General features: G+C 39.8%; 19 protein-coding genes, 2 rRNA genes and 3 riboswitches. Of the genes, 18 read left to right on the forward strand and 3 right to left on the reverse strand.

Annotated features, from left to right (window positions below; genetic code table 11):
• The first annotated feature begins 2 nt into the window (after positions 1-2).
• Both rrf and ACE199_RS22605 read left to right on the forward strand, forming a co-directional pair.
• Positions 3-118: ribosomal RNA gene (rrf, locus tag ACE199_RS22600) — 5S ribosomal RNA — on the forward strand.
• A 189-nt stretch (positions 119-307) separates the two neighbouring features.
• Entirely contained in the window at positions 308-907 is a 600-nt protein-coding gene (locus tag ACE199_RS22605) for a hypothetical protein (RefSeq protein ID WP_375351747.1), read from the forward strand.
• 267 nt (positions 908-1,174) lie between these two features.
• Here the strand turns inward: ACE199_RS22605 and ACE199_RS22610 are convergent, their stop codons facing one another.
• Both ACE199_RS22610 and ACE199_RS22615 read right to left on the reverse strand, forming a co-directional pair.
• The gene (locus tag ACE199_RS22610) at positions 1,175-1,411 is read right to left on the reverse strand and encodes a DinB family protein (protein WP_375351748.1); all 237 of its coding nucleotides are present in this window, start codon (positions 1,409-1,411) and stop codon (positions 1,175-1,177) included.
• A gap of 368 nt (positions 1,412-1,779) precedes the next feature.
• Positions 1,780-2,070, reverse strand: coding sequence for a DinB family protein (locus ACE199_RS22615; protein ID WP_375351749.1), 291 nt, complete (start codon positions 2,068-2,070; stop codon positions 1,780-1,782).
• Positions 2,071-2,363: 293 nt separating this feature from the next.
• Here ACE199_RS22615 and ACE199_RS22620 point away from each other — a divergent pair, with 293 nt between their 5' ends.
• The 8 genes from ACE199_RS22620 (at position 2,364) to ACE199_RS22655 (ending at position 12,315) form a co-directional block, all read left to right on the forward strand.
• Positions 2,364-2,528 (forward strand): aspartyl-phosphate phosphatase Spo0E family protein, encoded by a 165-nt coding sequence (locus ACE199_RS22620; RefSeq protein WP_286676492.1) that lies wholly within the window; start codon positions 2,364-2,366, stop codon positions 2,526-2,528.
• Positions 2,529-2,610: 82 nt separating this feature from the next.
• Positions 2,611-2,695: riboswitch (cyclic di-GMP riboswitch) on the forward strand.
• Between the two features lie 80 nt (positions 2,696-2,775).
• A complete protein-coding gene (locus ACE199_RS22625) occupies positions 2,776-3,132 on the forward strand; it encodes a response regulator (RefSeq protein WP_375351750.1) in 357 nt (118 codons plus the stop codon).
• Between the two features lie 205 nt (positions 3,133-3,337).
• Positions 3,338-3,435, forward strand: a riboswitch (guanidine-I (ykkC/yxkD leader).
• A 68-nt stretch (positions 3,436-3,503) separates the two neighbouring features.
• Positions 3,504-4,868, forward strand: a complete 1,365-nt coding sequence (locus tag ACE199_RS22630; RefSeq protein WP_375351751.1) for an APC family permease — start codon at positions 3,504-3,506, stop codon at positions 4,866-4,868.
• Positions 4,869-4,963: 95 nt separating this feature from the next.
• A riboswitch (guanidine-I (ykkC/yxkD leader) is annotated at positions 4,964-5,071 on the forward strand.
• Between the two features lie 52 nt (positions 5,072-5,123).
• A complete protein-coding gene (locus ACE199_RS22635) occupies positions 5,124-5,852 on the forward strand; it encodes an urea amidolyase associated protein UAAP1 (RefSeq protein WP_375351753.1) in 729 nt (242 codons plus the stop codon).
• Positions 5,852-6,502 (forward strand): urea amidolyase associated protein UAAP2, encoded by a 651-nt coding sequence (locus ACE199_RS22640; RefSeq protein WP_375351755.1) that lies wholly within the window; start codon positions 5,852-5,854, stop codon positions 6,500-6,502. The genes ACE199_RS22635 and ACE199_RS22640 overlap by 1 nt, the downstream gene beginning before the upstream one ends.
• 20 nt (positions 6,503-6,522) lie before the next feature.
• Positions 6,523-10,182: an urea carboxylase gene (gene uca / locus ACE199_RS22645; RefSeq protein WP_375351757.1), complete on the forward strand. Its 3,660-nt coding sequence runs from the start codon at positions 6,523-6,525 to the stop codon at positions 10,180-10,182.
• Positions 10,142-11,881, forward strand: coding sequence for an allophanate hydrolase (atzF, locus tag ACE199_RS22650; protein WP_375351759.1), 1,740 nt, complete (start codon positions 10,142-10,144; stop codon positions 11,879-11,881). Before uca ends, atzF begins: the two co-directional genes overlap by 41 nt.
• A 248-nt stretch (positions 11,882-12,129) precedes the next feature.
• Entirely contained in the window at positions 12,130-12,315 is a 186-nt protein-coding gene (locus ACE199_RS22655; protein ID WP_375351761.1) for a hypothetical protein, read from the forward strand.
• Between the two features lie 225 nt (positions 12,316-12,540).
• Here the strand turns inward: ACE199_RS22655 and ACE199_RS22660 are convergent, their stop codons facing one another.
• Positions 12,541-12,990, reverse strand: coding sequence for a S1 domain-containing RNA-binding protein (locus ACE199_RS22660; RefSeq protein ID WP_375351763.1), 450 nt, complete (start codon positions 12,988-12,990; stop codon positions 12,541-12,543).
• 313 nt (positions 12,991-13,303) lie between these two features.
• Here ACE199_RS22660 and ACE199_RS22665 point away from each other — a divergent pair, with 313 nt between their 5' ends.
• From ACE199_RS22665 to ACE199_RS22700, 8 genes are all read left to right on the forward strand, one after another.
• A complete protein-coding gene (locus tag ACE199_RS22665; protein WP_375351765.1) occupies positions 13,304-14,686 on the forward strand; it encodes a sigma-54 interaction domain-containing protein in 1,383 nt (460 codons plus the stop codon).
• Between the two features lie 341 nt (positions 14,687-15,027).
• Positions 15,028-16,326 carry a CitMHS family transporter gene (locus tag ACE199_RS22670; protein WP_375351774.1) on the forward strand — a complete coding sequence of 433 codons (1,299 nt, stop codon included), beginning with the start codon at positions 15,028-15,030 and terminating at the stop codon, positions 16,324-16,326.
• Positions 16,327-16,336: 10 nt separating this feature from the next.
• Complete coding sequence (locus tag ACE199_RS22675; RefSeq protein WP_375351767.1) at positions 16,337-17,671, forward strand: acyclic terpene utilization AtuA family protein; 1,335 nt, start codon at positions 16,337-16,339, stop codon at positions 17,669-17,671.
• A complete protein-coding gene (locus ACE199_RS22680) occupies positions 17,652-17,963 on the forward strand; it encodes an AtuA-related protein (RefSeq protein WP_375351768.1) in 312 nt (103 codons plus the stop codon). Before ACE199_RS22675 ends, ACE199_RS22680 begins: the two co-directional genes overlap by 20 nt.
• A gap of 988 nt (positions 17,964-18,951) precedes the next feature.
• Positions 18,952-19,572, forward strand: coding sequence for a chromate transporter (locus ACE199_RS22685; protein ID WP_375351770.1), 621 nt, complete (start codon positions 18,952-18,954; stop codon positions 19,570-19,572).
• A gap of 17 nt (positions 19,573-19,589) precedes the next feature.
• A complete protein-coding gene (locus ACE199_RS22690) occupies positions 19,590-20,132 on the forward strand; it encodes a chromate transporter (RefSeq protein WP_375351771.1) in 543 nt (180 codons plus the stop codon).
• Between the two features lie 102 nt (positions 20,133-20,234).
• On the forward strand, positions 20,235-20,816 hold the full coding sequence (locus ACE199_RS22695) for a YitT family protein (protein ID WP_375351772.1): 582 nt from the start codon (positions 20,235-20,237) through the stop codon (positions 20,814-20,816).
• Positions 20,817-21,187: 371 nt separating this feature from the next.
• Positions 21,188-21,283, forward strand: a 16S ribosomal RNA gene (locus tag ACE199_RS22700); the annotation flags it as partial.

Genomic DNA, 21,283 nt, shown 5'->3' on the forward strand with positions numbered 1-21,283 from the left:
TGTCTGGTAATGATGGCGAAGAGGTCACACCCGTTCCCATTCCGAACACGGAAGTTAAGCTCTTCAGCGCCGATGGTAGTTGGGGGTTTCCCCCTGTGAGAGTAGGACGTTGCCAGGCAAAAAGATAGCCCCAGAGCAGGGGCTATTTTTTTTTGCCTAACTATGAGAGAATGTTAATATACAACTGGGTAAAGAAGGAAAAAGAGAAGGCTTAATAGAATTATAATAGCGTGGTTGTTATGTTGGTGGTTGGGTGGTTGATAAACCAAGAAAGGTGCTGAAAACGTTGATAAATCAGTTTTTAACAATGAAAGAACTGAAAGAGGCGCTTCCGGAGATCCCTGAGAATAGTTTAAAACGGTACCTACACGAACATGAAGAATATTTGAATTTTAAAAAGGAGCATAATCGTTACCGGATTAATGCTTCAGAAATTGAGAAATTAAGATTAATCAGGCAGTTTTATGCTGAAGGTTTTAAAAGAGAAGAAGTGAATACGAAGCTGGAGGAACGTGGTATACCGAGAACAATTACTATGGATTTAGAGGATACATCATTGGTCTCAATCAACCATGAGCTTACGGATGTTAAGAAGCTGATTAGTTTCTTAGTTCAACAAAATGAACAATTTCGATTGCACCAAAATAGACTAAAAGAGCAGAATGCTGAATTAATTCATGAAATGTATGAGCTGAGGCAAAGCATGGAGGAATTTAGAGAATCACAAAGAATGCATCATGAAATGGAAGCAGAAAAAGTCTCTTATATGATGGATCATTTATTAGCTGCTCAACAATCTCTTGAAGAAGTAAATAATAATAAGGGGTTTTGGCAAAAAATATCTAAGCAGATAGACGCTTGTTATAAATTTTTCTTAAAGGGAAAGGTACAAAAACCAAATGGTTAAAAAAAGAATCAACGTTTCGTTGGTTCTTTTTTTAACGTCAAATTTTATGGAGCAGAGGTGAAAATAAGCCAAAACAAAACTCCAATCATAATAGAACTGAAGTTTTGTTTGATTTACTAATCAAGAATTTGTTTATCTAACTAAAATAATAATAGCTGGTCCAATAGTAGATAGCAGCCGCTGAGACATGTCTTTAGAACAATCTACTTTATAGCGGCGAGAAAACCTATTAAGGGGATTTTAGTCGTGGGAGTATGTTGAATACGCTTATTTGTCTCTTAAATAAAAAATATAATCGGTTGATACGCCCTCATACCCTATCTGTCTAATCATTGCAGCAATGTTTCCTCTATGATAGGTTCCGTGATTGACTATATGTTGAACGACTTCAGCGATTTTGTTGTTAAATTGGTCACCTTTCGTATTTTGATAACCAACTATATCTTCAACATCTTTCGTATTGATAAGAAAATTCTTTATCTTTTCCCGACAGAAGACTCCCATCCTCAAGGAATATGAAGGGCAATAGCCCAATGAGTAGGTGGGAGATGAATGTCGGTTGGCGGTAGCCAAAACACTTGTTTGTATGGTGGGATATTCCTGTAAGTTGTTCTTTGAAAACTGAAGATAGGAGGTTGTGACAGGAAAAACGTCTGTCGCGTAAAATCTTCAACGTTCTAATCGCCGCCACACGCACCGAAGTAGCGAAAACCAAGCAGAGTAGGGCGTGTGGCGAGTTCAACGTACAAAATAGCAACACCGCGCAGGAGGCTAATAAGCCGTCTGTACTGCTAACTGTCGGTGCGACAGGGTTAGCCTGCTAAATAACTAGTGGATACACTGGTGTTCGCAGGAATCCCCCACTTCAAGCTTTAGCTAAGTGGTGGGTAGTTCAACTCATTATGTAAAACAGTAGATGCCTTTACAGTATCCTCAATTGTGGTGAATGATTTGGATACAATTTGCTGCAAACTATTTCCTTTCATCCGTAAATACCATAGTTCATCCACTGCTATCATATGACCAAAGGTTTCAGCAATGGTAGGGAAAACACTATCCACTTTGTTAAGAAAAACTTCCTCTGGAAGACCTTTTAAATGTTGAATTAACCTATCATTAGCCCATACATGGTAATCAAATAATTGCATAGTCCATTCTTTCACCAATGGTCCCCCTTAACGAACGTTCTTCATTTTTATAAATTATACTTCCGGATATCAGTTAATAGAATAGCGAGAATCAAACTCTTTTGTAGATTTTCTGTATGAAAAAGCTCATTGCTGTGTGAATGACTCATTTTTCTTTTTGAATGGTATGTTCATTTGTAAAGATTTTGTCGTATCAACAGATTAACTGTCGAACCCCTTATTATTTTATGAATCATCGTTTATAATGATGGCTGTTGCCTATGTTTTCTATTTTTTGTTAAAAATGAATAGGGAGTTAAGTTGCGAAAATGAAAGTTTTATCACTTAAAGAGCTGGAATATAGAATTGACGCTGTAAGAACTCGTATGATTGTTGTAGGAAAATTAAAAGGACTTGGCCATCCCGACACGATTAAATCCAGTCAAGAGTTAGATATTTTATTAAACGAATATCAAAAAATTAAAGCAAAATAACCTATCCACAAATTTATTAGTGATTCATAGGTGTTTATGACTATTATCTTATATTTAATCCTTCATATTAAATATGTTATTATGCCTATTGGGGCAAATTTTACGAAAGTAAGAGACGCAAAGCTACGGGCCTAAAGCATTTTTGCCATGGTGGCCGAGTTGCCAGGAATTATTCCTGTATAATTATAATAAATAAAGTGGCATTTTCCTGATTTGCCTTAGTCTTTAAAGAAAGGTATTTCTATTATTGAAGAAGTTTATTTTGCTTGTGGATGATTCTCTTTTTATGAGAACGTTATTAAAAAGAGAGTTAAACCCAAATCATTTTACCGTTATTTCGGAAGCCGAAGATGGTCTAGAAGCGATAGAAAAATATAAGATGCTTTCTCCGGATATTGTGTTGATGGATGTAACGATGCCCAAAGTTAATGGCCTCGAAGCTTTAAAAGAGATTATTTGCTTTGATCAACGTGCAAAGGTTGTAATGTGCTCGGCACTTGGTTCACAGCCATTAGTAATCGAAGCGTTAAAGGCTGGCGCCAAGGACTACATTGTTAAACCTCATTTTGGTAACCTAAATAACATCCTTATTAATTTGTATTAGTCTACATCCATTTCAAATGGGTGTTTTTTTTATCTCTCCAGATGTTTTAGTCAGAAGTGCATGGTGATAAGACGTACTTAGAATATATAAAATCTAACTATATTTCTATGTCATGAAATCTTACATTGTTATTGAAACACTATCCTCATCTACATATACTTGAAATATCAATAGTATATTGGTTCTGATTCTTGCAATCGATAACGAAAATGCTGTCTAGGGTTCCGGTTGAAAAACGTCTGGTCCGAGAGGGAGCGTACAGCTTATATGCTGTATACACGGAGGGAAAAAAGCCCGGGAGAATTTTTTTATAAAATTCTCCCGGGCTTTTTTGTTTTTCCGTACCAAATTCAGAAAAGAGGGTGGATAATATGAGTAAAAACACAACCTTGATTAAATCACTTAAATTGCATCAGGTAGTCTTTATGGGGCTAGCTTGGATGACACCAATGATCTTTTTTACTGTCTATGGTGTTGCACATGAAGCTGCCGATGGCATGATGGCGGCCGCCTATTTGACTGCTTTTATTGCTATTTTCTTCACTGCGTACAGTTACAGTCGCATGGTAAAAGCCTATCCTATTGCGGGATCAGCTTACACGTATACGAAAAAAGCTATTAATTCGAAAGCTGGCTTTCTTGTTGGATGGGCGTTGTTGATGGATTATATTTTTTCTCCTATTATTGCCATACTCACATTTGGTATCTTCATGAATACAGAATTTCCTGCCGTACCCGTGTTTGTTTGGATTATCATCATGAATGTTCTCCTTGCTGTCGTTAATATTGTCGGTATTAAATCTGCGGCACGTATAAGCGGGATTTCTGTCCTCGTTCAAATCGGTTTCATTCTTCTGTTTTGTATTTTAATTGTAAAAGATATTTTAAATGGTGAGACAGGAGCCAATTCACTTTTCTCCATTACTCCTTTCTTCGGTAGTGACACAGCCTTCAGCTCTGTCTTTTCAGGTGCTGCTTTAATCTGCTTTTGTTTTCTTGGTTTTGATGCTGTTACAACAATGGCGGAAGAAACAATTGATGCTAAAAAGACAGTCCCTAAAGCAATATTTCTGATTATTCTAATAGCTATATCGATGTATATGGCAATTTCTTATTTAACGCAAATTGCGTATCCGGATTTTGCTTTTGCAAATCCAGATAATGCGGCATACAGCCTTGTTCAGCTTGTTGGCGGTAACTTGCTTAGTTCATTGTTCATCATGGTCTTAATCATCGCAACCTTTACTCAAGGTGTTTCCTCTGTAACGAGTGTGAGTCGTTTCCTTTACGCACTTGGACGCGAATCTATTTTACCGAAAAAATTGTTTACAACACTGCATCCGAAATACAAAACACCTGTTGCTAATATTTTATTTATAGCAACGATTTCATTATCAGCGGTATTCATTAATCTGGATACAGCAGTCATGTTTGTTAGTTTTGGAGCATTAACAGCTTTTATATTTGTGAATCTATCCGTCATTGCTCATTACTATATCAAGATGAAAAAACGTTCACCGAAAGATACATTTCTATATCTTATTTTCCCTCTAATTGGAGCCATATTTATCAGCTGGCTGCTTACGTTACTTGATAAACATACATTGACAATGGGCATCAGCTGGGTTGTAGTTGGATTTATTTATCTTTTTATAAAAACAAAATGGGAACAAGCGAAAGAGCGCAAAATGCCAGCTCCATCTAAGGGTCATCTGACATCAAAAGAAATCATGTAAGATATTCTGACATGATTGTTGTTTCCCTCTTTTCTAATCCTTATACTAAGCTTATAACTAATAACGAATAAAGGTTTCCACATTGCGTTGGAAACAAAAAAGCTCTCTAGGGTTCCGTTTAAAGTTCAAACTTTAAAGACTGGTCCGAGAGAGAGCGTACAGCATAGCGGCTGTATACACGGAAGGATAAAAACCTGGGAGATTACAATCTCCTGGGCTTTTATCCTTTTTTCTATAAAAAGGGGGCTGTTCTTTATGTATACTGTTTCATCCAAAATTATTCCTGCTGGTGGAAAATGGTCGAATCGAATCAGCAGAGGCAAACAATTAACATTTACTGCACTTGAAGATGGTGCTAACGTATCTCTGCTTTTATATAACGCGAATGATACAACCGAGCGTTATAACATGCCGGATACATTGAAAGCTCAGCACACAGCTCATTTAACCGTTGGCAATGTCCTTATGAGCGACAATGGCCGGGTGCTTGCAAGCATTATCGATGATTCACTTGGTTGGCATGATACGATTTCAGGCTATGCAACACGCCAAATGATCGATGAACGATTCGGTCGTACGACGTATCAAGAAAAGCGAAATGACTGGTACCGAAGCGGTGAGGAAAATTTCGCGGTTGAACTTTTTAGAAATGGATTAACTACTCGTGATCTTGTTCCTGTCGTGAATGTATTTTCGAAAGTATTTTGCAGTGAAGACGGAAATATGCATTTCGTCTCCAGTCACGCCAAAAAAGGTGACACAATCACGCTTAGAACGGAAATGGATGTTTTGTTGATTTTATCTAATACACCGAACCCGCTTGATACAAGCAATACGTATCCGTCCGTTCCAGTTGAACTAACGATTACTGACGCACAACCGGTTCAGGAAGATGATCGTTGCTTGAATCACCGTCCGGAAAATCGACGCGCGTTTGAAAATACATGGGATGACGTATTGTTCACAAAAGGAGGAATTTTATAATGGCTGTTTTACATTACGTGGTAAGTGAACGAAAAGTAGAAGATGCGGTTTATAATCAAACGATTCCAGCTGGAGATGGTTGGACGTATATGCTGGAGCCTGGTCAAGTTCTACGGATTGTGGACTTAGAGGGAAATCAGGCAGCAGACACCCTCTTTTATGATGCAGACAATCCGTCCGATCATTACAGTGCGGTGAACACGATTCAACATCAGGGAAATGTGTATTTATCCACTGGCTCGGTACTTGTGGCTGAATCCGGTAAGGAACTGGTGAAAATCGTAGCCGACACTTGCGGACGCCATGATACGCTTGGTGGCGCTTGCTCTGCACAGAGTAATACGGTTCGTTATTCACACGATACCCTTCCAATGCATAACTGCCGCGATACGTTTATGCTTCAGCTCTCCAAATACGGTAATCGTTTCACGAAACGTGATCTTGCACCAAATGTGAATTTCTTTATGAATGTTCCGGTTACCCCAGAGGGCGGTCTCACTTTTGAAGATGGGGTTTCAGCTCCAGGCTATTACGTAGAAATGCAGGCAGTAAACCGGACGCTCGTGTTAATCAGTAACTGTCCTCAATTAAATAATCCATGTAATGCATATAACCCAACACCTATTCAACTACTAATCTGGGATAACTAATCGATAAAGGAGTGATCATGATGTTTAAGAAAGTATTAATCGCCAACCGTGGTGCTATCGCGGTTAGAATTGAACGAACATTGCGCAAGATGGGCATCGCTTCTGTCGCTGTCTATACAAAAGCGGATCAAGATAGTCTGCATGTCGATTTGGCAGATGAAGCGATTTTAATAGGGGAAGGCGCAGCGAAAGACAGTTATTTAAATGCAGAGCTTATTTTACAAACAGCTCTCGATACAGGAGCGGAAGCGATTCATCCTGGCTACGGGTTTTTGAGTGAAAACGCGGAATTTGCACGCTCTTGCCGTCAAAATGGCATTGCCTTTATCGGGCCGACACCGGAACAGATGGAGCTTTTCGGCTTAAAGCATTCTGCACGCCAAATTGCTGAAAAAGCAAATGTTCCTCTTTTACCGGGAACTTCTCTTATTACAGAGTTAAACAGTGCTCTTGATGAAGCAGAGCGCATTGGATATCCGGTCATCTTAAAAAGTACAGCTGGAGGCGGCGGAATCGGCATGCGTGTTTGTGCTGATGAAGCTACACTGCGTGACGTATTCGATTCAGTTTCTCGTCTAGCTGAAATGAATTTCAATAACGGCGGTGTCTTTTTAGAAAAGTACATTCAAAAAGCACGTCATGTGGAAGTTCAGATTTTCGGTAATGGATTTGGCGAGGTGGCCGCGCTTGGAGAGAGGGACTGCTCGATTCAGCGCCGCAATCAAAAAGTTGTTGAAGAAAGTCCGGCTCCTTGCTTATCTCCTGCTGTTCGCGAAGAGATGCTGGCCGCCGCTAAGCGTCTAGCGCAAGAAGTAGGGTATCGAAGTGCTGGTACGGTTGAGTTTTTATATGATCCAGAGACCAAACACTTTTATTTTCTTGAAGTAAATACGCGCTTGCAAGTAGAACATGGCGTTACGGAAGAAGTGTTAAAGATTGATTTAGTCGAGTGGATGGTTCGTGAAGCGGCTGATGAACTGCGTGAGCTTGATACACTATACTCCGCTCCAGTAGGACACAGCATTCAAGCTCGTATTTATGCGGAAGATTGTTTAAATGATTTCCGTCCAAGCGGTGGACAGTTGGATCAAGTCCGTTTTTCCCAACAGGCACGTGTTGAAACGTGGGTACGTGATGGGCTGACGGTTACCTCCCTTTATGATCCGATGCTTGCGAAAATGATTGTTCATGCAGATACACGTGAAGAAGCTATTAATCAATTAAATAAAGCACTACAAGATACTAGATTATACGGTGTGACAACGAATTTGCAATACTTGCAGGCGCTTTTGCAGGAGGAGGACTGTCGTTCCGGCAATGTTCATACACAAATGTTGAAAGAATTTGCACCAGCGGAATCTGCGATTGAAGTGCTTGATGGCGGTATTCAAACAACTGTTCAAGATTGGCCGGGACGCGTTGGGCATTGGGATGTTGGGGTACCGCCATGCGGACCAATGGATCCTTTCTCATTCCGTATTGGAAACAAAATGCTCGGCAATGATGATCAAGCTGCTGGACTTGAATTAACGCTACGCGGTGGTTCATACCGTTTCCGTGGAGATACAGCATTTTGCCTCACAGGTGCTGATATGAATGCTACGCTCAATGAAACGGGCGTACCGATGTATAAAGTCATTCATGCAAAACGCGGCCAAATCCTGACATTTGGTGAAGCAGCACGAGGCATGCGTACCTATTTACTTGTAGCTGGTGGATTGGATATGCCGCTGCATCTAGGCAGTGCTTCTACCTTTACACTTGGCGGATTTGGTGGACATGGGGGCCGCGCACTTCGTACGGGAGATGTTTTACAAGTAAATCAGTGTAAAGTATCTCATACTGTAGAACTTCCAGTTAGCCAGCGTCCTGCATTAACGAAGGAATGGACGATTGGTGTGATTCCAGGTCCGCATTGTACAGAAGAGTTCTTATTACCAGATTACTTGCAGCAGCTGACAGATACAAGCTGGGAAGTACATTTTAATAGCTCACGCACAGGCGTCCGTTTGATCGGTCCGGCTCCACTTTGGACACGTGAAGATGGCGGTGAAGCAGGGCTGCATCCTTCTAACATTCACGATAACGCGTATGCAATTGGAACACTAGATTTAACGGGGGATATGCCAATTTTACTCGGCCCTGATGGACCAAGTCTTGGAGGATTCGTATGTCCGGTTACAACAGCATCCGCTGAGTTTTGGAAAATTGGCCAGCTTCATCCTGGTGACCGCATCCGATTCCAGCTTCTAACGTTGAAAGAAGCAGAAAAAATAAGGAATGCACAGGAGGAATATCTCGGAACGATTGGTACACAGAATCAAGAAGCCGCTGTTCTTCCAGCTTTGCCTGTAGAAGCAGCGCAGTTGTCACCAGATTATCCTATTCTTGTTCAGCGTACAGACAGCAGTTTCCCAATGACGATTCGTGCGGCCGGAGATGAACATGTACTCATTGAATACGGTGATATGGAATTAGATCTGTTATATCGTTTCCAAGTACATGCGTTAATGGAAGCCATTCAGGCACGTACAGATATTCCAGTGTTAGATTTAACACCAGGTATTCGTTCCCTGCAGGTTCATATCGATGCGTCCAAGATGTCCATTTCATCATTGTGCACAGTAATTGAATCTATTGACAGACAGCTTCCTCCTCTTGAAGAAATTGAAGTGCCATCAAGAATTGTCCGTCTTCCTCTTTCATGGGATGATCCAGCAACACAGCTGGCGATTGACCGATATCAGCAAAATGTTCGTCCAGACGCACCTTGGTGTCCAAGCAATCTGGAGTTTATCCGTCGTGTAAATGGACTTGATGATATTGAAGATGTAAAGAACATTGTTTTTGACGCAAACTATCTTGTTCTTGGTCTCGGCGATGTGTATCTCGGTGCGCCAGTTGCAACACCGATAGATCCGCGGCATCGTTTAGTTACAACCAAATATAATCCAGCACGTACATGGACACCGGAAAATGCAGTTGGAATTGGTGGAGCTTATATGTGTGTGTATGGAATGGAAGGTCCTGGAGGCTATCAATTTGTAGGCCGGACCGTTCAAGTGTGGAATCGCCTACGCGAAACAGAAAGCTTCCATGCAGGCAAACCGTGGTTGCTCCGCTTCTTTGATCAAATTCAATTTTATCCGGTTACTGCCGATGAATTGCTTACAATGCGAGAAGACTTTTTACGTGGTCGCTTTGAAGTCGATATTACCGAAACGACGTTTAAACTTGGGGAGTATCTAGCATTTCTGGATTCCATCAAAAAAAGTGCTGACGAGTTCCGCGAAACACAGCAAGCAGCGTTCAAAGCAGAACGTGAAAGCTGGAAGGAACTTGGTTTGGCAGAATATGTGTCAGAACATGAAGTAGCAGAAACGGTAGAAGAAGTACTGCCGGAAGGTGCTGAAGCGGTTCGTTGTACCATGCCGGGAAGTGTATGGAAAGTACTCGTTTCACCGGGCGATGAAGTAAAGAAAGATGACACTCTGATTATTGAAGAAAGCATGAAGATGGAGTTTCCGCAACTGGCACCGTACGACGGGTTTATCGAGTCTGTACACGTATCGCCAGGAGATGAAGTCCATGCAGGTCAATTAATTGTTTCGATTACAAAAGAAAAGAGAGGTGCGTCTAATGGAAATCATGAGCATACCACAAACGTTGTCCATTCGTGAACTGAAGGAAAAATATCAATCAAATGAGTTAACACCCGAAGTGCTTATTCAAGATATTATTAAGCGTGCCCAAGCAGATCAAGATATGAATATTTGGATTACACCGCCTTCTTTAGAGCGAATCCAGCCTTATTTAGATCGATTAAACACGATGGATCCAGAGCAAGCACCGCTCTGGGGCATCCCATTTGCGATTAAAGACAATATTGATCTTGCTGGCGTTCCTACGACGGCCGGTTGTGCGGAATTTGCTTATACACCAGATGAACATGCGCCCATTGTAAAACGTCTGATTGAAGCGGGAGCGATTCCAATCGGAAAAGCAAATTTGGATCAATTTGCGACTGGGCTTGTTGGAACGAGAAGTCCGTACGGCGAAACAAAAAATGCACTAAATCCGGATTTAATTAGCGGTGGCTCTAGTTCTGGCTCTGCTGTTTCGGTTGCACGCGGTCAGGCAGTCTTTGCACTTGGGACAGATACAGCTGGATCGGGGCGTGTACCGGCTGGGTTAAACCGCCTGATTGGTTATAAGCCAAGCCGCGGTGCATGGCCGCTCAAAGGAGTTGTGCCTGCCTGTGCCAGCCTAGATTGTGTCACGGTTTTTGCAAACAGCTTGTCAGACGCAGAGCTTGTTGACCAAGTAGCGCGCGGGTTTGAGGAAACAGATTCTTGGTCGCGTCCTATTAGACGCCGTTCAAACGCTTTACCAGAAAAAATTTGTTTGCTGCAGGAAGCTCCTTCTTTCTTTGGACCATTCGCTGCTGAATATAAACAAGCTTGGGAAGCAGCTGTTGAGCGCATCAAACAACTGAATATTCCGATTGAATATATCGATGGCCAATATTTATCGGAAGCTGCTGCTATTTTATATGACGGACCTTGGGTGGCAGAACGTTGGGCTGATTTAGGCACATTTATTAAAGAAAATGAACATGCAGCGTTTCCTGTAACAGAAGCCGTTCTACGTTCAGGTGAAAAACCGGAATATGATGCTGCCTCTGTCTTTAAAGCGATGCACAAACTGCAGGAGTTTACACAAAAAGCACATCAGCAGTTGAAAAATGCTGTGCTTATCATGCCTACTTCTGGCGGTACATGGACACGCGCAGAAGTACGAGACAATCCGATTCAAACAAACAGTCAGATGGGACTGTATACAAATCACTGTAACTTGCTAGACTTATGTGCGGTGAATATTCCAGCTGATGATGCAGCGAAAAATCTGCCATTTGGTATTACGCTTTTCTCAGGGCACGAAGATGAGCATTTGATTGTTGGTCTTTCTGATCTATTTCTACATGGACAACGCTCAGCAGTAAATAAAACAACTACACTAGTAGCAGTTTGCGGGCTTCATATGAAAGGCTTTCCCCTTGAAAAACAGATGATTGAACATGGTGCTTCTTTTATTCGCGAAACAAAAACGGCCCCAATATACAAGTTGGTCAAACTGGATACTAAACCAGAAAAACCTGGATTAATCCGAACCAATGATACAGGTGCTTCTATTGAACTAGAGATTTGGGAAATGCCGCTATCTGAATTCGGCTCCTTTACATCGCTTATTCCAGCACCGCTCGGTATCGGGAAAATCCAACTGGAAGATGGAACAGAAGTACCCGGATTTGTTTGTGAAGCTGTCGTTGAAGAACGAGCAGAAGATATTTCATATACGGGCGGCTGGCGTTATATGTAATCAGTTTAATTGAAAAATAGAATAACTTTAAGACTTAACCCATTTCAAGGAACGCGCTTGAGATGTTTTTTTTATTTAGTCAATCTGTTAAAAATAGCAATGCCTTATAAATTATATTGAAATATACAAGTAACTCCATATATTAAAGAGTATTGTAAAAACCAAAAATAGGATTTTTCTGTTTAAAAGAAGGAAATACGTCACGTTTCGACGAATATAGTTAATATATTTCTTTGGAGGTGTTGACTATGGCAATTCGTTGTGGAGATTGTTACAGTTTATTAGAGGATCAGGATCATGTTGTGCTAGACGAGTTTAATACGTTAAGGCACACATATTGCGGTTACGATCTTGTTAGCGAGTTGGTCCAAGATGTCGGCACTTATAAAAATATCAAGGAAAAATATCGGTTTTTTAGTGAAGAGGTTAAATAAAAATTGGCGAAATAGGTCCGAACCAGAAAGAGCTAGGGGCGCAATTAAAAAGGCCGACTGCTATTCAACAATGCTATATTGAAGTAAATAAAAAGAAGAAAACAACAATTCCTCTAACAAAGAAAAGTTGTTTTCTTCTTTTATTGTTTGGCCGGCCAATTGAAAGAAGGCAAGCTGATTAGGCTTGCCTTCATAATATGATGAAATATTAAAAAAGCAGCGGGTTTATCCGCGTCTACCGCCTCTACCGCCTCTTTTTGATTCAGTGTTACGTTTAAGAGATGATAAATTCTCTTCACTATTCTTTAAGAAACGGCTAATTTTGTCCTCGAAATTTTCTTTTGGTTTAAAATTATTTTTTGGACGAGAGTCTTTAGAATAGCTGTTAGGTCTTCCCTGACGCGGTGGGCGTTGGGAATAAGTGGAGGTTTGTCCTTCTGGTTTATCTATAGCTTTTTTGATAGATAAGGAAAGTTTTCCGTCCTTCTCACTAAGCACTTTCACTTCGACTTGATCGCCTACTTTAAGATGGTCATTCACGTCTTTTACATAGCTATCTGCTACCTCGCTGATATGTACAAGACCTGTTGTTCCTTCCGATAATTCTACGAATGCTCCAAAATTAGTGATGCCTGTTACTTTCCCTTGTACCTTACTTCCTACTTCAATGGACATAAAAAAGTGTTCCTCCTCAATAATATTCCTACATATAATTTTAACAAATTAAAAAAGAATATCAATTGGATTTATATTCCTACTGTATTTTTTTTTTTTTTTTTGAAGACTATTTAGGAAATGTAAATGAATATAAGCATTTAAGTGAAAAGTAACCTAATTTCCCAAATTTGTTGGATTGCTCTTCTTTATGTAAATTTTCAAAGCATCGACCTCGCCAAAAATGATATATTGGAAACACAAATCTGTTTTAAAAAGGTTATTATGTATAAAATTTACTTATTTAAAAAGATGGGGAGGGTTGTGCTAAATTATGCCTATACTAAATCATCAAATAGATTTCTCTCTTGAAGAACAGGTAGAGTGGTGGAAAGCAGTGATAGATTCTATCAATGATGGTATTTTAGTCATTGATCAAGAAGGTGTCGTTAAACTGATTAACCCCGAATATACAAGAATTACAGGAGTAACCTCTGACATCCTTGGAAAGCCGCTTCGAGAATATCGTCCTGGTGCACAGCTTCCTGATACGCTGGAGGATAGAAAATGTAGAGTAGGCGTATATCGGAAAACGAAGGATAGAGAGTATTTAGTTGATATGGCCCCTATCATCGTCAATGATAAGGTTATTGGAGCTGTCTCGGTTTGTAAAAGTCTAACGGAAGTTCACAGACTTTCTCAAGAACTCAAGAAACAAAATGAGAAGTTAAAACAATTAGAGAGAAAAATGGATTCGATGTATGAAGCGAAATATACATTTGATCAAATTATTGGGAAGGAAGCGGGCTTAAAAGGTGTTGTAACCGTTGCGAAAAAAGTGGCGGATTCTAATTTGCCAATCTTAATTACTGGGGAAAGCGGGACAGGAAAGGAGCTATTCTCGCAAGCTATTCATAATGCAAGCAGCAGAAATGGCCGGCCTTTTATACCTGTAAACTGTGCAGCTATCCCTGCTGAACTTTTAGAAAGTGAATTGTTTGGATATGGGGAAGGAGCGTTTACGGGTGCTAAGAAGGGCGGGAAAGCTGGGTTATTTGAAATGGCCAATTACGGAACGCTTTTTTTAGATGAAATTGGCGATATGTCCTATGATCTTCAAGCTAAACTATTAAGGGTGTTGCAAGAAAGAAAGATTCGAAGAGTTGGAGAAACGATAGATCGCGACATTGATGTAAGGGTGATTGCCGCCACACATCGTGATTTACAACATCTCGTACATAAGAATCGCTTTCGTGAAGATTTATTCTATAGATTGAATGTAATCCGCTTACAGGTACCGTCGCTTCGAGAACGGAGAGAGGATATACCGAAGCTAATTGATTCATTTCTTCAATCATCTTATTCTACGTATACCATCGAAGAGCAGACTTTGAAATTTCTATATTCTTATGAATGGCCCGGGAATGTTCGGGAGTTGAAAAACGTGATTGACTATGCGACTTGTATAGCCGAGGGCACAGAAATTACACTCCACGATTTACCAGAGTCGATGATCAAACAAGGAGCGGAGTTATTTCAACAACAACCGAATCGCTCGTTACAGGGAGTAATGGAAGATACCGAACGGAGACTGATTCAAGAGACAATCAACTATTTTGGCACAGGCATTGCAGACAAGAAAAAGGCTGCCAAATCATTAGGTATTTCATTGGCCACTTTATATAACAAAATTAAGAAATATAATATTGGCTCTTAAAATTTCTAAAATGTTAGAAATATATCCATTTCATTTCTAAATAATTAGAAATGAGGTGGATAGCCTAATAATGATAGGTAATAAAATATCTTTCCTATATACCATTTCTAAAACATTAGAAATAGGCAGCAGGAAAATTGATTTGAAGAAAGTGCTTTTGGATAGCGCTTTCTTTTTTATTTTCTTCATAACTTCTCGAAAATCGATATTTTATAGGGAAAACAGTCAATAAAAATAAATTTTTTACAAATTTATATGAAAAATTCCATTTTTGGCACAATTCTTGTATTAATTAAAGATATAGATTAATAGTTATCAAAAACTAGTGAGGGGTGAGGGATATTTTAGCATTATTAGGTTTCTTAACTATAGGGATTTTCTTGTTTTTAATTATGACTAACCGTTTATCGGTCTTAATTGCTTTAGTTCTAGTGCCGGTTGTTTTTGCTTTAATTGGTGGATTTGGCTTAGGAATAGGACAAATGATGTTAGATGGTGTCATAAAGGTTGCTCCTACAGGAATTATGATTGTTTTCGCTGTCTTATATTTTGGATTGATGATTGATACTGGTTTATTTGATCCAATGATTAACAAGATGCTTCAATTGGTCAAGGGGGACCCATTGAAGGTTGTGATTGGGACAGCGGTCATTACGATGCTTGTCGCATTAGATGGTGATGGCGCTTCTACTTTTATGATTACGGTGACAGCTTTACTGCCTCTTTATAAAAGGTTGAAGATGAATCCGCTCGTGTTGGCAGGTGTTGTTGCCTTGGGAGCTGGAGTTATGAATCTTGCGCCGTGGGGTGGGCCTACTGCAAGAGCAATGACAGCCTTAAATACGGATGCTGCTGAATTGTTTCATCCTGTGCTGCCCGCGATGATTGTGGGAATCTTGTGGGTCCTGTTTTCAGCTTTTTGGCTTGGAAAAAAGGAAAGAGCAAGATTGGGAATTATGGATTTGAATGAGGATTATACTGGCATTCTTGAAGAGCAAGCTGCCGCTATAGAGGCTAAACGCCCTCAACTTTTTTGGTTTAATCTTATCTTAACCATTATCCTTCTCGTGGCTTTGGTCAAGGTATGGCTGCCGCTTCCAATATTATTTATTATTGCTTTCTGTATCGCCTTACTCGTCAATTACCGAAATCCTAAAGAACAGCAGGAACGGATATCGAGCCATGCGAGTAATGTTGTACTCGTTTCTACGATGATCTTTGCAGCGGGAATTTTTACTGGAATTCTTACAGGAACAAAAATGATTGATGCAATGGCTTCTTCCATGGTTTCGATTATTCCTGAATCATTAGCTGGCTATCTGCCTGTACTTGTAGCGATTACGGGCATGCCTCTTAGCTTAGTCTTTACACCGGATGCTTACTATTTTGGGATTCTTCCTATTATTAGTCAAACGGCCGCTTCATTCGGCGTTGATCCTATTGAAATCGGTCGAGCGGCTATACTTGGACAAATGACGACTGGATTTCCTTTAAGTCCGTTAACAGCGTCTACTTTTATTCTTATCGGGTTAACTGGAGTTCGTTTAGGTGATCACCAGCGTTTTATTTTTAAATGGGCATTTGGAACAACGATTGTTATGACGATTGTAGCGTTACTAACAGGAGCGATTACTATTTGAGGTGATGAAAATGATTAGAATTGGATCTGGGGCAGGCTTTTCAGGAGATCGATTAGAACCTGCAGTTTTACTCGCGGAAAAAGGAGATTTGGATTATCTCGTATTAGAATGTTTGGCTGAACGAACGATTGCCCTAGCGCAAAAGCGAAAAAGTCAAAATCCTTTATTGGGCTATGACCCTTTATTAGAAAAAAGAATGGAACGCCTTTTACCGGTCATTTGTAAAAATAAAACTCGAATTATTACGAATATGGGAGCGGCAAACCCTATTGGCGCTGCTGAAAAGATTGTAGAAATTGCCCAACGTCTTGGAATTTCTATTAAAGTAGCCGCGGTAACAGGAGATGATGTTCTAAAGTACATTAACGCTGATGACCGTGTTCTAGAGACGAATGAACCTATATCATCGGTTCAACATGTCATTTCAGCAAATGCTTACCTTGGTGTAGAAGCGGTATTGCCCGCTTTAGAGACAGGTGCGGATGTTATTATTACTGGTCGAATAGCTGATCCTTCCTTATTTCTGGCTCCGATGATTCACCATTTTGGTTGGTCGTTAGATGATGTCGACCTACTGGCAAGAGGAACAATCATTGGCCACTTATTAGAATGTGGGGGACAACTGGCTGGCGGCTATTTCGCTGATCCAGGCAAAAAAGATATACCAAACTTTGCTGAACTAGGGTTCCCATTTGCTGAAGTGGAATCTGATGGTTCTGCTGTGATTAGTAAAATAGAAGGTACAGGTGGATTGATTAACTTAGCGACAACGAAAGAGCAGCTTTTATATGAAGTAATGAATCCATATGAGTATATAACACCTGACGTTATTGCAGATTTCACATCCGTGTATATCCGTGAAAGCTCTCCAAATCGTATTGAAATACGTGGCGGAAGAGGGAAAAAGAAACCGGATACGTTAAAGGTGAGTGTAGGCTACCAAGCAGGATTCATAGGAGAAGGAGAAATTTCTTATGCAGGGTCTAACGCATTAGGGAGAGCTAAATTAGCTGGAGAAGTGATATATGAGCGATTGAAAGAGGAATTCTCAGACCTTCGAATAGATTATATCGGCGTTTCGTCTGTTCATCGGACAACTTATGGACAATCTCTGCCTTATGAAGTCCGGCTTCGAGTTGCAGGTAGAGCCGTTACTGTAGAAGAGGCGGTAAAAGTTGGAGAAGAAGTAGAAGCCCTCTATACAAATGGACCTGCCGGCGGAGGAGGAGCGCGTAAATATACAAATGAAGTCGTTGGAATCGTTTCTACCCTAATACCGCGAAATAAAATAGATGTACAGATTACGATAAGGGAGAGCGTGAAGAATGAAGAAAAAATTGTATGAACTTGCTCATAGTCGTGCTGGGGATAAGGGAAATACACTGATGTTATCTCTCATTCCTTATAATGAAAAGGACTACCCAATGATTTGCGAGAAGGTCACAGTTGAAAAAGTGGAAAAGCATTTAAAGGACATTGTAGAAGGTGAGATTGTCCGTTATGAGGTGCCCAATATATCAGCGCTCCAATTTGTATGCCATCAAGCTTTACTGGGAGGAGTGACCACCTCCCTAGGGATGGACACTCATGGAAAGAGCTTAAGTTATGCATTGCTAGAGATGGAAATTGAAGTATAAGAGAGAAGACGAATAAGATGTGTATCAAAGAACCGGAGATTTCTTCGGTTCTTTTCTATATTCGAGGAAATAATCTCCATGACTTGTTGAATATTTTCAATCATCTATAATATTAAAAGGTAGGAGAGCTTCAATGAGGAAGTCCAACAGATTTGATTCTTTACAAGTCTAGAATCATAATCGGTTATATCTATATTGTATATAAAACAGATAAACGTTCCGGGTTGCCTCAAAAGCCGGATTACTCAATTATGACCTTCATGACTCTGATGAAGGCTATTTCTCTGGCTAGATTTCTGAATTATGACCTTCATGGCTCTGATGAGGGCCATTTCCTGGCTAGATTTCTGAATGATGTCCTTCATAACTCTGATGAAGGCCATTGCCCTGGCTAGATTTCTGAATGATGTCCTTCATAGCTCTGATGAAGGCCATTGCCCTGGCTAGATTTCTGAATGATGTCCTTCATAGCTTTGATGAAGGCCATTGCCCTGGCTAGATTTCTGAATGATGTCCTTCATAGCTTTGATGAAGGCCATTGCCCTGGCTGGATTTCCGAATTATGTCCTTCATAGCTCTGATGAAGACCATTTCCTGGCTAGATTTCTGAATGATGTCCTTCATAGCTTTGATGAAGGCCATTGCCCTGGCTAGATTTCTGAATGATGTCCTTCATAGCTTTGATGAAGGCCATTGCCCTGGCTGGATTTTCGAATGATGTCCTTCATAGCTTTGATGAAGGCCATTTCTCTTGCTAAATTTCTCGTTTTTGTCATTTAACTCACTTTGAGGACGGCAAAAAGGGAAGTATCTGAGGAGAACGATTGTTCAACTAAATAGGAAGGCTGTCCCGAATACCATTTTGAGGACAGCCTCAATGCTCGTGTTGCAATTTACCTTTCCTAAGTCCTTTGATGATGTAGTCAATAAGATCATTACGATAAATCAAGAAAGCTGATCATAGAACAAAATGAAAGAAGTGGAAACAATGAAGGAAGAGTGGAAAATATTTTTTCAATTATTTTGGACCTTTTTTAAAATGGGGCCTGTCACGTTCGGAGGCGGCTATGCCATGATTCCTTTAATCGAAAAAGAAGTGGTAGAAAAGAGAAAATGGTTAAAAAGTGAAGAGGTTACCGATGTGTTTGCGTTATCTCAGGCTGTGCCAGGAGCGGTTGCTATTAACTCCGCAACTTTTATTGGGAAGCGAATAGGCGGGATAAAGGGTGCTGTTGCAGCCATGCTCGGTATTTCGTTACCGACCTTTTTTATTGTGCTAGCCTTGGGCATTTTATATTTTTTCTTTCAAGATAATCCAAAGGTAGAAGCTGCCTTTCTAGCCATTAGAGTATCTGTTGTCGCCTTAATTGCTTATGCAGCCATCAAAACAGGAAAAACAGCCATTACTGACAAATCAACATTAGGTATCATGATAGTAGGTGTTCCGCTCCTCTTCCTCATTCATCCTATATTCGTCATTTTACTTGGTGCTTTAACAGGAATTGTTTGCAGGTTCATTAAAAGAAAATTAGGATATAACATGAAGTTAGAACAAAAGAACGAGGATTATAAAAATCATCCTGATTATTTCATGGGTGCAGGGATTTAAGAAGGGAGGTGCAAGCGATGATATTATGGGAGCTATTTAGAACATTCTTTGTCATCGGTTTTGTATCGTTCGGAGGCGGCTATGCGATGATTCCCGTAATAGAAACTGAAGTCTCCCAACACGGATGGATGACAACACAACAATTCACCGATGTTATCGCCATTGCTGGGATGTCTCCCGGTCCAATTGCAACAAATAGTGCTATTCTTGTCGGATATTCTACAGCGGGCATAGCAGGAGCCATCATATCTACTCTCGGAGTCTTGCTTCCTTCTATTATCTTGGTTCTTATTGTAGCTACCTTTTTTACTAAACTACAAAACTATTCAATTGTTCAATCGATTTTTTATGGATTAAGACCTATTGTCGCTAGTTTAGTTATCTATGCTGCATTAAGCTTTGCTCTTTCCAACAATCTGATTACGATAAACGTTTCATGGCATACAGTAAGCTTATTGTTTATCTTTGGGTTATCACTTGTTTTGTTATTGAAATTCCGTTGGCATCCTATCTATATCATTATTCTTTCTGGGTTAGTAGGGGTTGCTCTTTACTCATAAGTTTGGGATGGAAGAGTAAGGGCACTTCCTCATTAATCCGTATGATATTAGCATTCCCTTCATATGTTTTAAGATAATGATTTGGACAAGGGGATGCTTTTTATGAAAAAGTTAGTTGTTTTACTCTTTTCAAGTGTTTGTATCGGAATTGGTTTAAATATATTTATACTTCCCCTCCATCTAATAAATGGAGGGATATTTGGCATAAGTCTGTTAATCAAATATATTTGGGGCATTCAGGTCGGGCACAGCATGATCATGCTCAATACTCCTATATACTTCCTATCTCTTCTATACGATAAGTCCTATTTTATTAATGCGATTCTTGGATTGGTTTTTACTTCAACAATGATTGATTTGCTAACACCACTAAACGGATTATTACATCCACCAATATTAATCAGTGCAATTCTTGGTGGAATCACAATTGGAATTGGTGTCGGCTTCATGATTCGACTACACATCAGCCCCGGAGGAATCGATTTATTAGCGCTTTTAATTTCAAAATCAAAAGCCATTAATCCTGGAATTGTTATGTTTCTTATTGATGTATTCATCATAATCGCCGGAATTATTATATTAAAAGACTTTAAGTTAATTTATTCGATTATCACCATTTCCTGTGTTGGGCTATGTGTTGGAGTACTGAATACTTTTAAGTCCATAAATTTTTATGTGAGATAAAGAAAAGGAGAGTTCATCATGTTAAAAATGATTGGCTCTCCTTTTGTCGTTTTCGTGTGTATCTTTTTGAAATTTAGTATTGATTTATAGTGATTGATAGAGTATTATATAAAAACCGGCTTAAGAAGCTCTACTGAAACAAATAATAGATTTGTTAAGCAATAGCCGTAAGAATTATCTCTATATTATTATTCGCTAATTGTTAAGAAAAAATATTTCAAAAAACAATTGACGAATTAGAAAAAAGAGAGTAAAATAAATTCTTGTCAGCAAGACAAACTAGTTCTTTGAAAACTAAACAAAACAGAAACGCCAACGTAATTTTTTAAGTGAGCACACACTATAAAAGTGCAACATGAGCAAGTCAAATTCTATCGGAGAGTTTGATCCTGGCTCAGGACGAACGCTGGCGGCGTGCCTAATACATGCAAGTCGAGCGAATCAATGGGAGCTTGCTCCCTGAGATT

It is taken from the genome of Peribacillus sp. Hz7, from assembly GCF_042136355.1.
GTDB classification, from domain to species: Bacteria; Bacillota; Bacilli; order Bacillales; family DSM-1321; genus Peribacillus; species Peribacillus asahii_A.

Excerpts from the sequence above, each read along its gene's own strand:
- ACE199_RS22605 (WP_375351747.1), top strand. The coding sequence starts at position 308 with ATGAAAGAACTGAAAGAGGCGCTTCCGGAGATCCCTGAGAATAGTTTA.
- ACE199_RS22610 (WP_375351748.1), bottom strand. The coding sequence starts at position 1,411 with ATGGGAGTCTTCTGTCGGGAAAAGATAAAGAATTTTCTTATCAATACG.
- ACE199_RS22620 (WP_286676492.1), top strand. The coding sequence starts at position 2,364 with ATGAAAGTTTTATCACTTAAAGAGCTGGAATATAGAATTGACGCTGTA.
- ACE199_RS22630 (WP_375351751.1), top strand. The coding sequence starts at position 3,504 with ATGAGTAAAAACACAACCTTGATTAAATCACTTAAATTGCATCAGGTA.
- ACE199_RS22635 (WP_375351753.1), top strand. The coding sequence starts at position 5,124 with ATGTATACTGTTTCATCCAAAATTATTCCTGCTGGTGGAAAATGGTCG.
- ACE199_RS22640 (WP_375351755.1), top strand. The coding sequence starts at position 5,852 with ATGGCTGTTTTACATTACGTGGTAAGTGAACGAAAAGTAGAAGATGCG.
- uca (WP_375351757.1), top strand. The coding sequence starts at position 6,523 with ATGTTTAAGAAAGTATTAATCGCCAACCGTGGTGCTATCGCGGTTAGA.
- atzF (WP_375351759.1), top strand. The coding sequence starts at position 10,142 with ATGGAAATCATGAGCATACCACAAACGTTGTCCATTCGTGAACTGAAG.
- ACE199_RS22655 (WP_375351761.1), top strand. The coding sequence starts at position 12,130 with ATGGCAATTCGTTGTGGAGATTGTTACAGTTTATTAGAGGATCAGGAT.
- ACE199_RS22660 (WP_375351763.1), bottom strand. The coding sequence starts at position 12,990 with ATGTCCATTGAAGTAGGAAGTAAGGTACAAGGGAAAGTAACAGGCATC.
- ACE199_RS22665 (WP_375351765.1), top strand. The coding sequence starts at position 13,304 with ATGCCTATACTAAATCATCAAATAGATTTCTCTCTTGAAGAACAGGTA.
- ACE199_RS22675 (WP_375351767.1), top strand. The coding sequence starts at position 16,337 with ATGATTAGAATTGGATCTGGGGCAGGCTTTTCAGGAGATCGATTAGAA.
- ACE199_RS22680 (WP_375351768.1), top strand. The coding sequence starts at position 17,652 with ATGAAGAAAAAATTGTATGAACTTGCTCATAGTCGTGCTGGGGATAAG.
- ACE199_RS22685 (WP_375351770.1), top strand. The coding sequence starts at position 18,952 with ATGAAGGAAGAGTGGAAAATATTTTTTCAATTATTTTGGACCTTTTTT.
- ACE199_RS22690 (WP_375351771.1), top strand. The coding sequence starts at position 19,590 with ATGATATTATGGGAGCTATTTAGAACATTCTTTGTCATCGGTTTTGTA.
- ACE199_RS22695 (WP_375351772.1), top strand. The coding sequence starts at position 20,235 with ATGAAAAAGTTAGTTGTTTTACTCTTTTCAAGTGTTTGTATCGGAATT.